The sequence below is a fragment of the Brevundimonas sp. genome (assembly GCF_047617075.1).
Classification (GTDB): Bacteria; Pseudomonadota; Alphaproteobacteria; order Caulobacterales; family Caulobacteraceae; genus Brevundimonas.
Genome location: NZ_JBLGCI010000015.1, coordinates 1 through 13163 on the forward strand (window position 1 = coordinate 1; position 13163 = coordinate 13163).

The 13163-nt window shown below is 67.6% G+C and carries 11 protein-coding genes and 1 tRNA gene; 6 read left to right on the forward strand and 6 right to left on the reverse strand.

Annotated elements, in window-relative coordinates:
* A partial coding sequence (locus tag ACI8U3_RS13245) for a calcium-binding protein (protein WP_415015351.1) occupies window positions 1-737 on the forward strand: 737 nt, incomplete at its 5' end.
* A gap of 203 nt (window positions 738-940) precedes the next feature.
* Here ACI8U3_RS13245 and ACI8U3_RS13250 read toward each other — a convergent pair.
* On the reverse strand, window positions 941-1615 hold the full coding sequence (locus tag ACI8U3_RS13250; RefSeq protein WP_415015352.1) for an SDR family oxidoreductase: 675 nt from the start codon (window positions 1613-1615) through the stop codon (window positions 941-943).
* A 192-nt stretch (window positions 1616-1807) separates the two neighbouring features.
* On the opposite strand from ACI8U3_RS13250, the gene ACI8U3_RS13255 reads away from it, so the two are divergent.
* Window positions 1808-3184, forward strand: coding sequence for an NAD-dependent succinate-semialdehyde dehydrogenase (locus ACI8U3_RS13255; protein WP_415015353.1), 1377 nt, complete (start codon window positions 1808-1810; stop codon window positions 3182-3184).
* 137 nt (window positions 3185-3321) lie between these two features.
* Window positions 3322-3930: an SDR family oxidoreductase gene (locus tag ACI8U3_RS13260; protein WP_415015354.1), complete on the forward strand. Its 609-nt coding sequence runs from the start codon at window positions 3322-3324 to the stop codon at window positions 3928-3930.
* A gap of 274 nt (window positions 3931-4204) precedes the next feature.
* Here the strand turns inward: ACI8U3_RS13260 and ACI8U3_RS13265 are convergent.
* Window positions 4205-4294: transfer RNA gene (locus ACI8U3_RS13265), tRNA-Ser, on the reverse strand.
* A gap of 129 nt (window positions 4295-4423) precedes the next feature.
* On the opposite strand from ACI8U3_RS13265, the gene msrA reads away from it, so the two are divergent.
* Together msrA and ACI8U3_RS13275 are read left to right on the forward strand one after the other, a co-directional pair.
* A complete protein-coding gene (gene msrA, locus ACI8U3_RS13270) occupies window positions 4424-5074 on the forward strand; it encodes a peptide-methionine (S)-S-oxide reductase MsrA (protein WP_415015355.1) in 651 nt (216 codons plus the stop codon).
* A 2-nt stretch (window positions 5075-5076) separates the two neighbouring features.
* The gene (locus ACI8U3_RS13275; protein ID WP_415015356.1) at window positions 5077-5418 is read left to right on the forward strand and encodes an MmcQ/YjbR family DNA-binding protein; all 342 of its coding nucleotides are present in this window, start codon (window positions 5077-5079) and stop codon (window positions 5416-5418) included.
* On the opposite strand, the gene ACI8U3_RS13280 is transcribed toward ACI8U3_RS13275, so the two are convergent.
* The gene (locus tag ACI8U3_RS13280) at window positions 5415-7214 is read right to left on the reverse strand and encodes a DUF885 domain-containing protein (protein WP_415015357.1); all 1800 of its coding nucleotides are present in this window, start codon (window positions 7212-7214) and stop codon (window positions 5415-5417) included. The genes ACI8U3_RS13275 and ACI8U3_RS13280 overlap by 4 nt on opposite strands.
* A gap of 164 nt (window positions 7215-7378) precedes the next feature.
* Here ACI8U3_RS13280 and ACI8U3_RS13285 point away from each other — a divergent pair, with 164 nt between their 5' ends.
* Window positions 7379-7933, forward strand: coding sequence for a DUF2939 domain-containing protein (locus ACI8U3_RS13285; protein ID WP_415015358.1), 555 nt, complete (start codon window positions 7379-7381; stop codon window positions 7931-7933).
* A gap of 11 nt (window positions 7934-7944) precedes the next feature.
* On the opposite strand, the gene ACI8U3_RS13290 is transcribed toward ACI8U3_RS13285, so the two are convergent.
* The 3 genes from ACI8U3_RS13290 to mutM form a co-directional block, all read right to left on the reverse strand.
* Window positions 7945-8901 carry a hypothetical protein gene (locus tag ACI8U3_RS13290; RefSeq protein ID WP_415015359.1) on the reverse strand — a complete coding sequence of 319 codons (957 nt, stop codon included), beginning with the start codon at window positions 8899-8901 and terminating at the stop codon, window positions 7945-7947.
* Between the two features lie 8 nt (window positions 8902-8909).
* A complete protein-coding gene (gene alaS / locus ACI8U3_RS13295; protein WP_415015360.1) occupies window positions 8910-11558 on the reverse strand; it encodes an alanine--tRNA ligase in 2649 nt (882 codons plus the stop codon).
* A 683-nt stretch (window positions 11559-12241) separates the two neighbouring features.
* On the reverse strand, window positions 12242-13105 hold the full coding sequence (gene mutM / locus ACI8U3_RS13300; protein ID WP_415015361.1) for a bifunctional DNA-formamidopyrimidine glycosylase/DNA-(apurinic or apyrimidinic site) lyase: 864 nt from the start codon (window positions 13103-13105) through the stop codon (window positions 12242-12244).
* Window positions 13106-13163 lie beyond the last annotated feature (58 nt).

Sequence of the window (13163 nt, forward strand, 5' to 3'; positions counted from 1 at the left end):
AGGCCGCCACGCTCCTGGGCGACCGCAACGTGAACCTGATCGGCAATGCGGCCCACAACATCCTCACCGGCAACAGCGGCGCCAACGTCATCAACGGGGGCGGCGGCATCGACACCATGGCCGGCGGCGCGGGCGACGACATCTACCATGTGGACCATGCCCGGGACGTGGTCATCGAGCGCGGCGGCGAGGGCTACGACCTGGTCTATTCCACCGTCAGCTTCGACCTGAACGGACAGTCCATCGAGGCCGCCACGCTCCTGGGCGACCGCAACGTGAACCTGATCGGCAATGCGGCCCACAACATCCTCACCGGCAACAGCGGCGCCAACGTCATCAACGGGGGCGGCGGTGTCGACACCATCGACGGCGGGGCGGGGGATGATGTGCTGAACGGCGGCGCGCGCCGGGATTATCTGACCGGCGGGGCCGGTTCGGACCGGTTCGTCTATACGGGCGTCTCCGACAGTTCTTATGCCGACTATGACCGGATCATGGATCTCTCCGACGACGACATTATCGATCTGTCCGGCATCGACGCCGACCTCAACACCGAAGGCGACCAGGCCTTCTCGCTGGTGGATTCCTTCACCGCCCAGGCCGGCCAGATCACCCTGACCCACAACGCCGGCGCAGGCTTCACCGTGCTGTCCGCCGACGTCAACGGCGACGGTCTCGCCGACATGCGGATCCTCTTGTACGGAAATCACGAGGACTTCTCGAACTTCTGGCTATAGCCGGGGGAGCCGCGGATTTCCCCGGGGCCATAACGGTGAGGTGAGCGAGCTTCAGAGGTTGATCCGCCGCCCTGGGAGGCGCGCAGGCCGTGGCGGTGCTGTCAGTCCAACGGCAACGCGTCTCCACTGAGCACAGGCCTGCTGGATGCGTCCGGCCAGACGGGAGCGGAGACCGCTGCATCACCGGATCGGGTTCACGGCCGTCATCCCGTCGGCATCAGGAAGATCTCGTTGACGGCGCAGCGGGGGTCGGCCTCAAGGGCGAACAGGGCAGCGTCCGCCACGTCTTCGGGCTGAAGCTTGTCCGGTTTGGGCTCATCGAAGAAGGGGGTGTCGACCATGCCCGGCGCGATTACCGTACAGCGACCGCCGAACGCCTTCATCTCTTCGGCGAGATTGCCTCCATACCCGTGCACGAACCACTTCGTCGCGCCGTAGACGGAACCGGAGATATGACGCCGGCCTGCGGCCGACCCTGTCAGCAGCAGATGACCCGCACGCTGTTTCAGATGCGGCATGGCCGCCTTCACGGTCCACAGAAGGCCGAGGACGTTGACGTCGATCATGCTCGCCCATTCCTCCGGGTCGCCCGCCTCGGCGCCCGACGTCGACAATCCCATGCCGGCGTTGGCGAAAGCCGCATCCAGTCGGCCGGTCCGGTAGGTGAATTTCGAAATGGCCGTCGTCACCTCTTCGAGCCTGGTCACGTCCCCCGGCAGGGCCACGGCCTTCTCGCCGAGTTCATCCACGAGCGCGTCGAGCTTGTCCCGGGATCGGGCGAACAGCCCGACCTGCCAGCCCCTGGCGACGGCGAGACGGGCCGTCGCCGCGCCGATGCCGCTCGATGCGCCGGTGATGAAAAGGGCTTTGGAGCTCATGTCCTGGTCTTTCGTGTGATGGGCGTCGGAGTGTCCAGCGCCCGGGCAGCCATTCCGTTGCGTTCCCTGCGAAGGAGCCTTTAGCCGGCCTGCCACCGGCGCCGTGAGGCAGATCCCAGGGCAATTCCGGGTTCACAGAAGCAACGCCTGGCGCCGGGCGGCGTTGCCTTGTGTCATCCGGAAAGGGCCAGCATGCCGACCATCACCACGATCAATCCCGCAACCGGGAAAGAACTCCAGACCTATGACGTCATGAGCCGGCAAGAGGCGAGCGACCGGGTCGAGGCCTGCCACGCAGCATTCCTGGACTGGCGTGGGCGGACACACATGGAGCGGGCGCCGGTCCTGAAAGCGGTCGGGCAAAAGCTGCGCGATCATGCCGATGAGCTGGCCGCCCTCATGACCCGCGAAACCGGAAAGCTCCTGAAGGACGGCGCGACCGAAGTCGAGCTCTGCGCTGCGATCCTCGACTACACAGCGGCTAACGGGCCAGACCTCCTCGCCGATGAGGAGCGCACATACGGCGCCGATGGACAGCGCGGCGTCGTCAGCTATCAGCCGGTCGGCGTCATCTATTCGATCCAGCCGTGGAATTTTCCGCTCTACCAGCCGGTCCGCGTCCTGGCCGCCAGCCTGATGGCGGGCAACGGCTGCGTCCTCAAGCATGCCAGCATCTGCACCGGGTCGGGTCTGCGGCTGCGGGAGCTTTGCATAGAGGCCGGTCTGCCCGAGGACCTGTTCCAGGTTGTCGTCATCGACCATGACACCAGCGACGCCCTGATCGCCCATCCCCGGGTGCGCGGTGTGACCCTGACCGGCAGCGACGAGGCAGGACGGCACGTCGGAGCGGTCGCGGCCAAGGCGCTGAAGAAGACCGTGCTCGAGCTGGGCTCGAACGATGCCTATCTGGTCCTGGAGGACGCTGACATCGAGACGGCCGTGAAATTCTCGGTCATGGGGCGGCTCTTCAACAATGGCGAGACCTGCGTATCCGCCAAGCGCTTCATCGTGACCGACAAGGTCTACGACGACTTTGTCGACCAGTTCGTGGCCCGGATGGAAGCCATCACCCTCGGCGACCCCATGGACGAGGACTGCCAGCTCGGCCCGCTCTCCAGTGAAGAGCAGCTCCAGACCGTAAAGGGGCAGGTCGAGGACAGCGTCGCGAAAGGCGCGAAGGTCCTTTGCGGGGGTGAGGCGGCGGACCGCCAGGGCGCCTACTATCCGGCCACCGTCCTGGCCGATCTCGCCCCCGGCATGCCGGCCTATGACGACGAGATCTTCGGCCCGGTCGCCTCCATCATCCGCGCCCGGGACGACGAAGACGCCATGCGTCTGGCCAATGACAGCCGCTACGGCCTCGGCGGCGGTATCTTCTCCCGGAACGAGGACAGGGCCTTCAGGCTGGCCCGCGACCATTTCGATACGGGCATGGTGCGGATCAATTCCTTTGGCGCCGCAGATCCGAACATGCCCTTCGGCGGGGTCAAGGATTCCGGATACGGGCGAGAACACGGCGGCTTCGGCCTGAAGGAGTTCATCAACGTGAAGTCGCTCTTCCTGCCGTGAGCCCGCCGCGCCCCGCCGGTCTCCGGGCCGGCGCCGGCCAGAGTCCGTTATTGAGGCGGCCCCTGCCGCGCCGGGGGCGTCCCGATCAAACCTGACGGCGAGCGGATCGTCGGCTCTCTCCCCTGAAAGGATTTCCCATGACCATGTCCGTCCTCGTCGCCGGCGCCACCGGCAAGACCGGTCTGCACCTCGTCCGCTATCTCCTCGATCAGGGCGCGGCGCCGACCGCCCTGGTGCGGGAGGAATCTGACACCTCCGCGCTGCCGTCCGGTGTGCAACTGCGACAGGGCGATCTGACCGATCTGCCGGATGATGTGTGCGCGGGCATGGACGCGGTGGTGTTCGCCGCCGGCGCGGGCGGGTCGTCCAGTTCCGAAATGACGGACGCTGTGGATCGCGACGGCGCCAGACGCCTGATCGATCTGGCGCAGCAAGCCGGGGTGAACCGGTTCGTGATGCTCAGTTCTGTTGGCGCCGATCAGGCCAACCCTTCGGGCGACCTCGCCCATTATCTCAAGGCCAAACATGTCGCCGACGAGCACCTCAAGCGCTCGGGTCTCACCTACGCCATTCTGCGTCCGGTCGCCTTGAGCGACGACGGGCCGGGGGGAGAGCCCATTCTGGGCGAGGCGGTGGACATAACCGCATCGGCGTCGCGCGCGGATGTCGCCCGGCTGCTGGCCGAGGCGGCCGTCAACGGACGGCTCGACGGTCAGGTGCAGACCATGCAGTCGGCGGAATCCTGACGGACCGGTTTACCGGGCAGTTTTATACGCGCCATACCGCCGTGTGTGGCGGTTCGCGAGGTACTCAAAAAACGCAACTGACAGGCGGAACAGGTGGCGGCGGGTGAAACCGGGTGTGCCCCAAAGCGGGCAGAGACGTGCATCGCCGTTTGGCGGGTCATGGCGTCACAGCGTCGGAAACGAGGGCCGAACGGTCAGGCCGCAGGCGAAGATGGGCCGTGTTGTCGGGGGCTTGGCGACTGGTGCGTGAAGCAAGAGGCCCAGGGCAGGCCGGTGGCGGACAGAGAGGGATTCGAACCCTCGGTACGCTTTCACGTACACACGCTTTCCAAGCGTGCGCGATCGACCACTCCGCCACCTGTCCGTTCCACGCCGTGCGCGGCCCGCCGGACGGTCGATCCAGCGGAGGCGAGGCTGATAGAACAGGCGGAGCGTCTGGGCAAGCGCCGTCGGGCTTCCCATATGCGGCTGGACCCATTTAAGAGGCGATCCCATGCTGTTTTCCAAATCCGCCGACCTGCCCACCGCCGAAACCGCCTTGCCCGGCCGCGACCAGCCGTTGCCCACCGACGAGGTGCATTTCGTCTCGGGCCGCCCGCTCAAGGGGCCGCACCCCGAGGGCTTCCAGAGCGCCGTGTTCGGCATGGGCTGTTTCTGGGGCGTGGAGCGGGTTTTCTGGCAGTTGCCGGGCGTCTGGGTGACGTCCGTGGGCTATGCGGGCGGGATCACCCCCAATCCCACCTATGAAGAAGTCTGCACCGGCCGCACCGGGCATACCGAGGCGGTGGAGGTGATCTTCAACCCCGAGGAGATCACCTATGACGACCTGCTCAAGGCGTTCTGGGAGAACCACGACCCCACCCAGGGCATGCGTCAGGGCGGCGACACGGGCACCCAGTACCGCTCGGCCATCTATTACGCCGACGACGCCCAGAAGGCGGCGGCCGAGGCGTCGAAGGACGCCTATGAGGCGGCGCTGAAGCGGGTCGGCATGGGCCCCATCACCACCGAGATCGCCCCGCGCCCAGCGTATTATTTCGCCGAGGGCTACCATCAGGGCTATCTGGCCAAGAACCCCGCCGGCTATTGCGGCATCGGCGGCACCGGCGTGGCCTGTCCCGTCGGCATCGGCGTGGACGCCTGATCATGGACCGGGCGGGGATCAAGCGGTTGTGCCTGTCCCTGCCCGCCGCGACGCTGGACCATCCGTTCGGCGAGGATCACGACGCCTATCGGGTCGGCGGCAAGATGTTCTGCATGGTGGGCGCGCAAGGCGGCGTTTCGTTCAAGGTCAGCGACATCGCCTATGAGGTTCTGACCGAAACCGGCCAAGCCCGCCCCGCGCCCTATCTGGCCCGGGCCAAATGGGTCAACCTGGCCGACCCCGCCGACTGGCCCGACGACGAGCTCGCCGACCATCTGGCGACGGCGCACGCGATCATCGCCGGAAAGTTGACGAAGAAGACGCGGCAGGACCTGGGCCTTTAGTCCTCCGCCGTCTGCTCCGCGATCCATGCGTCCATGCGCTGGTCCAGCAGGTCCAGCGGCAGGGGGCCGTCCACCAGCAGGGCGTCGTGGAAGGCGCGCACGTCGAAATCCTCGCCCAGGGCCGCTTCGGCCCGGCCGCGGATCTCGCGCAGGCGGATCTCGCCGATCTTGTAGGCCAAGGCCTGGCCGGGCCAGCCGATGTAGCGCTGCAGCTCGGTCTCGATGTTGTGCGGCGCCAGGGCCGAGTTCTCGGTGAAACAGGCGCGCGCCTGTTCGATCTCCCAGCCCAGCCAGTGGATGCCGGTGTCGGCCACCAGACGGCAGGCCCGCCACATCTCGTAGGACAGGCGCCCGAACCGCTCATAGGAGGTGCGATAGAAGCCCATCTCCTCGCCCAGATATTCGGCGTACAGGCCCCAGCCCTCGGTGAAGGCGGTCACATTGGCGCCGCGCCGGAAATAGGGGCCGGCCTCGGCCTCCTGCTGCAGGGCGATCTGCAGGTGGTGGCCGGGCACCGCCTCGTGCAGGGTCAGGGCCGGCAGTTCGTACAGCGGGCGCTGGTCCAGCCGGCTGGTGTTGACGATGTAGCCGCCCGGCAGGCCGGCTTCCATGGAGCCGGCGAAGTAGCGGCCGGTGGTGTAGTTGGCCTCGATCTCCTCGGGCACGGGCCGCACGTCATAGGGCAGGCGCGGCAGGGTCCCGAACAGGGCCGGCAGGCCCCCGTCGGCCCGCTTGGCCATTTCGGACGCCTCCTTCAGCAGGTCCTCGCGGCTGGTGGCGTAGAACTGCGGATCGGTGCGCAGGAAATCGAGGAAGCTGGCGAAGTCACCCTCCCATTCCGCCGCCGCCATTTCCTCGTCCATGCGGGCGCGGATGCGGGCGACCTCGGACTGACCCAGCGCATGGATCTCGTCCGGCGTCATGTCGGTGGTGGTGTAGCTGCGCGCCAGGAAGGCGTAGTACTCCCGGCCGCCCGGCCGGTGAACCAGACCCAGGGTCTCGGGCGCGGCGGGCAGGTACTCCTCGCGCAGGAAGGCGGCCCAGGCGCGGCGGCGCGGGGCGATCTCCTCGGCCACGATCTCGCGGGCCCGGGCGCGCCAGCCCTCCTGCAGGTCCGCCGGGATTGAGGCGGGCAGGCTGGCGAACGGGCGCAGCAGAGGATCGTTTTCGGCGGTGAAGGCCGCGTCGGTCTCGGCCAGCATCAGGGCGTTCTCGACCACCGAGCGGGTCTGGACCATGCCGGACTCAAGCCCCCGCGCCGCGTCGATGCGGGCGTTGTCGTAGAAGGCGCCCAGCCCGGACATCCGCTCCAGCCAAGCCTCGCCCTCGGCGCGCGTTGTGATGCGGGTCGAGCCGGCCATGTAGCCGATCCACTGACCGGGTCCGCCCTCGGAATCGAAGGCCAGACGTCCGCCGTCGAAATCCACCCGCTCCACGGCCATGTCGATGATCCACGAGATGAAGGCGTGGTTCAGTCGGTCTTCCTCGGTCAGACCCGCCGGGTCGATGGCGTCCAGCCGGGCGGCGAACCCGCGCAGGGTTTCGGCCCGCGCCAGCTCGGCCTCGCGCGAGGTGTCCGGCACCTCAGACAGAGCGTCGTCGTCTCCTTCGCGGCCCGCGCTGATGGGGTCCTGGGACCGGTCGAAGGCTTCATAGTCGGCCAGGACCGCCGCCAGGGCCGGGTCTTGCGCCTGGGCCTCGGCCGGGACCGGCTGGGCCTGGACCGGCTGCGACAGCGGCGCGGCGGCGCTCAGGGCCAGAACGGCGGCGCCCATCAGGGCGATGGATCGGGTCATGGAATGAAGCCCCCTTGATTCATAAACGGCGCGCATGGGGCCCGGCGCGGTCGCCCGCGTCAATGCCTCGCCGATCCACAGACCGCCGTTTGTCCAAGTCCGCTTGACCCGCGGGGCGACGCACGCTGGATTACGGACCGGGGGATGCATGGGGAGGGCGGCTCTTGAGCCGACGATTGCTGACGCGGCTGATCGCCATTCTGATCGGTGCGTTTCTGGTGGCCTATTTCGCTTCGCCGGTCTTCGCGGTGCGTTCGCTGATCAATGCGGCGCGCACCGGCGACGAGGCGCGGCTGGAGCGTCTGGTGGACTTCCCCGCCGTTCGCGACGACCTGAAGGCCCAGCTGAACGCCCAGCTGGTGCGCCGCATGCGCGAGGATCCGGAGATGCGCGACGATCCGCTGGCTGGTCTGGGCCTGGTGCTGGCGCCATCGCTGATCTCCGGCGTGGTGGACGTCTTCGTCACGCCCCAGGCCATCGCCGCCATGGTCCAGACCGCCGAGGCGCCCGACATCATCGGCGACGAGGACGAGGTGGCGCTGGAGCCGCCCGAGGACCGCCAAAAGGATATCCGCATCGGCTACGGCTATCGCGGCCTGAACCGCTTCGCCGGCACCCTCACCGACCGCGACCGCCCCCATGAGCGCATCGACCTGATCATGGAGCGCCGGGGCGTGTTCAGCTGGAAGCTGGCCCAGGTTCGGCTGCCGCGGGAGTAGAGGGTGAAGGCCTAGTCAGGCTGATCCTCAAGCTCCAGTTCCCGGGCGAGGGTCAGCGCGATGGATGACAGGTTGGCGCCGGCGCCGCCATATTCCTGCGATGCGCCGTACACGGCGCGTAGATAGGCCTGATCCCAACGTGTCAGGCTCTCTTCCTGGGGCCCTTCACCGCTGAAAATCCTGAGAATCGATGGATATGCAGGTTCAGCGTCCGCCTGTATCTGGGCTAGGGCGACCATAGTGACGTAGTCGCTGATCTGGCTGAAGTTGGCCTGATCGAACACCGCCACATCGAGAACGATGATCGCCTGCATCAGATCATCTCGGGTCTGGTCGGCGATAAGCGACGACGTGACCCGCCTCCCGTAAGAGCCGAAATCGGACGGCGACGCCAACCGGGGCGGGGCAGCGAAGGGCGGTTGTCCCGGCAAGCGGCCGATGGGCAGCCCGGTATCGCCGTCTACGGGAAGACTCACGTGCCACCAGCGGATCAGACGACCTGAGGTCTGAAATCTTTCGAGCGCTGCGGCCCCCTGGTCGGCCCCGGACATCCCCGTGCGGAAATCGTCGGGACGAGCAGCCACCAGATCGCGAGCCGTCCCATCGCCATCAGTCGTCGCGACGACGAATATCTGCGGTCGACACCCGGGCGGCTCGACGGTCAGGCCGAGCTGATGCGCCCAGTCGGAGACCCGGTCCACCAATAGCTGAGCCGCTTCAGCCCGCATGCCGCCCACACCGACACAGACCGAGTTCCGCCATGCCGCCGCCTTGCGGCCGCCCACAGGCGCGGCCACCGAGCGCACGAAAGATTCAGCCGCCTCTCGGGTGCGTTCGCCGACGACGACGACTGCCTCCACCTCGGTCGGAACAGATTGCTCCGATGCAGATGTGGTGGAATCCCCCTCCGGGAGCTGTCCCGCCATCAATGTGGCGGCAAAGATCAATGAGGGGATTGTGGCGTCCATTTACGTCCTCAGCCTTTCAACGCCGCCCGCACCGCGTCCAGTCCGGCGTCGGCCTTGGCGCCGTCCGGGGCGCCGCCCTGGGCGAAGTCTGGCTTGCCGCCCGCGCCCTGGCCGCCCATGGCCAGCACCGCCGCGCGGGCCAGATCGGCCGCATTCACCCGACCCGCCACGTCGGCGGTCGTCGCCACGGTCACCGCCGCCTTGCCGTCGGTCACGCCGATCAGGGCCACCACGCCGGAGCCCACCTGCTTGCGGAAGTCCTCGGCCACGCCGCGCAGGCCCTTGCCGTCCACGCCGTCCAGCACCCGCGCGATCAGCTTGATCCCGCCGATCTCCTCCGGCGCCGCGTCCGCGCCGCCTCCGCCGCCCAGCGCCACCTGCTTCTTCAGCTCGGCCACCTGCTTCTCCAGCGCCTTGACCGAGGCGGCCATGGCCTCGACCCGGGCGGGCACGTCGGCGGGCTGCATCTTGAACTCGCGGGCCAGGCCGCGCGCCACCTTCGCCTGTCCTTCCAGATACTGGCGGGCCGCCTCGCCGGTCAGGGCCTCGATGCGGCGCACGCCTGCGGCGATGCCGCCTTCGGACACGATCTTGAACAGGCCGATGTCGCCGGTGCGCGCCACGTGGGTGCCGCCGCACAGCTCCATGGAATAGGCGACATTGTCGCTGACCAGCGAGCGGCCCAGGGTCAGCACCCGCACCTCGTCGCCGTACTTCTCACCGAACAGGGCGATGGCGCCCGCCTCGATGGCGGCGTCCGGGGTCATCAGGCGCGTCTCGGCCGGGGCGTTCTGACGGATCACCGTATTGACCTCGGCCTCGATGGCCTCGATCTCGGCGTCGGTCAGCGGGGCGTTGTGGCTGAAGTCAAAGCGCGCCCGCTCGGCGTCCACCAGCTGGCCCTTCTGGGCCACATGGGCGCCCAGCACGTTCTTCAGCGCTGCGTGAAGCAGGTGCGCGGCCGAGTGATTGGCGCGCGTGGTGCTGCGCTTGTCGGCGTCCACGATCAGGGCGCAGCGCTGGCCGATGGCCAGACCGCCGGACACGATCTCAACGTCATGCACGTGAAGGTCGCCGGCCTGCTTCTTCACATCGGTGACGCGGGCCTCGCCGCCGGGCCATTCGATGATACCGTGATCGCCCGCCTGGCCGCCGCTCTCGCCGTAGAAGGCCGTGCGGTCGAACAGCACCTGCACCGTCTCGCCGGGCCCGGCCGCATCCACCGCCTGGCCGTCCTTGAGGATGGCCAGAACCTCGCCGGACTCCTCGACGCCGTCATAGCCGGTGAAGACCGTGGGGCCCATGCGGTCGCGGATGGCCAGCCATTCGCCCGCCGTGGCCGTCTGGCCCGATCCGGCCCAGTGCTCGCGGCTGCGCGCGCGCTGCTGGGACATGGCGTCCTCGAAGCCGTCCACATTGACCGAGAAGCCGCGCCGGCGCGCCTCGTCCTGGGTCAGATCCAGAGGGAAGCCGTAGGTGTCGTACAGGGTGAAGGCGGTTTCGCCCTCCAGCATGTCTCCCGCCTTGAAGTCGGCGGTGGCCTGATCGAACAGGGCCATGCCCTTGCTGAGGGTGGTGCGGAAGCGGATCTCCTCCTGCTTCAGCGTGTCCTCCACGAAGGCCTGGGCGCGCTTCAGCTCGGGGAAGGCCTCGCCCATCTCGGACACCAGCGTGGGAACCAGCCGGTGCATCAGGGGGTCAGACGCGCCTAGCAGGTGGGCGTGACGCATGGCGCGGCGCATGATCCGGCGCAGCACGTATCCGCGCCCCTCGTTGGACGGCGTCACCCCGTCCGCGATCAAGAAGGATGACGAGCGCAGGTGGTCGGCGATGACCCGGTGGCTGGCGGCGCGCTCGCCCTGGGCCTTGGTCGAGGTGGCGTCTTCTGAGGCCGCGATCAGGGTCTGGAACAGGTCTGTGTCGAACACCGAGTTCTTGCCCTGAAGCACGCTGGTCATGCGCTCCAGACCCATGCCCGTATCGACGCTGGGCTTGGGCAGCTTGCGAACGATCTCGTCGTTCTCCTTCTCGAACTGCATGAAGACCAGATTCCAGATCTCCACGAAGCGGTCGCCGTCCTCGTCCGGGCTGCCGGGAGGTCCGCCGGGCACGTGGTCGCCATAGTCCCAGAAGATTTCGGTGCAGGGGCCGCACGGGCCGTTGTCGCCCATGGCCCAGAAATTGTCCGACCCGGCGATGCGGATGATCTTGTCTTCCGAGAAGCCCGTGACCTTCTTCCAGATCGCGGCCGCCTCGTCGTCGTCGATATAGACCGTCACCAGCAGGCGCTTGGGGTCCAGGCCGAAGTCCTTCGTCACCAGGCGCCACGCGCTCTCGATAGCGTGTTCCTTGAAATAGTCGCCGAAGCTGAAGTTCCCCAGCATCTCGAAGAACGTCAGGTGCCGCGCGGTGTAGCCCACATTGTCCAGATCATTGTGCTTGCCGCCGGCGCGCACGCATTTCTGGCTCGAGGTGGCGCGCGGATAAGGCGGCGTCGCCGCGCCGGTGAAATAGTCCTTGAACGGCACCATGCCCGCGTTGACGAACATCAGCGTCGGGTCGTTCTGGGGCACCAGAGGGGCCGAGTGGACCTTCGAGTGGCCGTCGGCCGCGAAGGAGTCCAGGAAGGTCGAGCGGATCTGTTTCAGGCTGGCCATAAGTCGTTCGCTGGGCGTTCGGGAAGAGGAACAGCGGTCATATAGGGCTTTCGCCCCGAACGCATCACCCCGGCGTGATCCAACGCGCCTGAGGCACAGGCAAAAGGCCCGCGACGCGGTGTCATCAAACTGTGGAAAACCCAGCCGATTGATTCAGTTTTGTGAATCGAAGCCGTCCACAGTCTTTCACAGACTTGTGCACCGGACGGCGGGTCCTCATGCACAGCGGGAGGAATTCGGGCGCTTGCCGAATAGACGATTTCGCGGGAACGTCAACGGGCCGAGGGACACGGCGGCGCGGAAATCCCGGGAGACCGGGAACTTCAAGCGGGTCGGTCCGGCTCTCTGATCCAGGCTTTCAGGCGTCTTCGGACGGCTCGATTGACCGGACAGGGCCAAGGCTCCCGAACCAGACGCCCTCGGGCGGAGGTTCACGGAGAACCGGGCCGGGATCGACGGACGACGACAGGGGAGACCCTGACGGAACGCCGAAGACCAGGAGCCGCCAGGAGGCCGCGTTTCAACGCCGGGTTCGCCCGCCGGTGAAACGGTCAGGTTCCTGACCCTAAGGTCAAGTCCCAACCCGGACTTGGCGAGGGGACGAGAGCAACGGTTCGACCGGGCTGTCGTCCCCTCGCTCAATTCGGGCTCCCGCTAATTCGGCAGTGCCGCCTCAACCGGCCTCACCGCTTCTGGCACGTGGGGCACCAGAAGGTGGAGCGGCCGCCCTGAACCGTGCGGCGGATGACGCCGGTGCAGTCCGGTCTGCGGCAGGGGTCGCCCTCGCGGCCATAGGCGTCGAAGCTGTGCTGGAAATAACCCTGGCCGCCGTCGGCGTTGGCGAAGTCACGCAGGGTCGAGCCGCCCGCCGTGATGGCGTCGTTCAGGACATTGCGGATCTCGCCGGTGAGGCGCTCGAGCCGGGGGCGGGACACCTTGCCCGCCGCCGTCAGGGGCGAAACGCCGGCCCGGAACAGGGCCTCGCACACATAGATGTTGCCCAGCCCCGCGACGATGCGCTGGTCCAGCAGGCTGACCTTGATCGACTGTTTCCGGCCGTGAAACGCCTCGCCCAGATGGGCGGCGGAAAAGGCGTTGCCCAGCGGTTCCGGCCCCAGCCCCGCGAACCAGGGGTGTGCCTCCACCTGGTCGGTGGCGATCAGGCCCATGAAGCCGAACCGGCGTGCATCGGCGAAGCCCACGCGCGTGCGCCCCGCCGGCCCCTCGGCGCACAGGCTGACATGTTCGTGCTTGCCGGCGATGGGCGCCGGCTCCTCGAACTCGCCCAGTTGGCGGCCGTCCAGGGTGAAGCGGCCGGTCATGCCCAGGTGCGCCACCCAGGTCTCGCCGGTGGACAGGGGCATCAACAGATACTTGGCGCGGCGGTCCACCCGCTGCACGGTCGCCCCTTCAAGGCGCGAGACGAAATCGCGCGGAAAGGGAAAGCGCAGATCGGGCCGGTTCTGGCGCACATGGGTCAGGTGCGCGCCGGTCAGGATCGGCTCCAGACCGCGCCGCACCGTCTCGACCTCGGGAAGTTCAGGCATGGCCCGGCCATAGCGCGCGTCACACCGGGCGCCTACATCGAAGTCTTCACTCAGACAG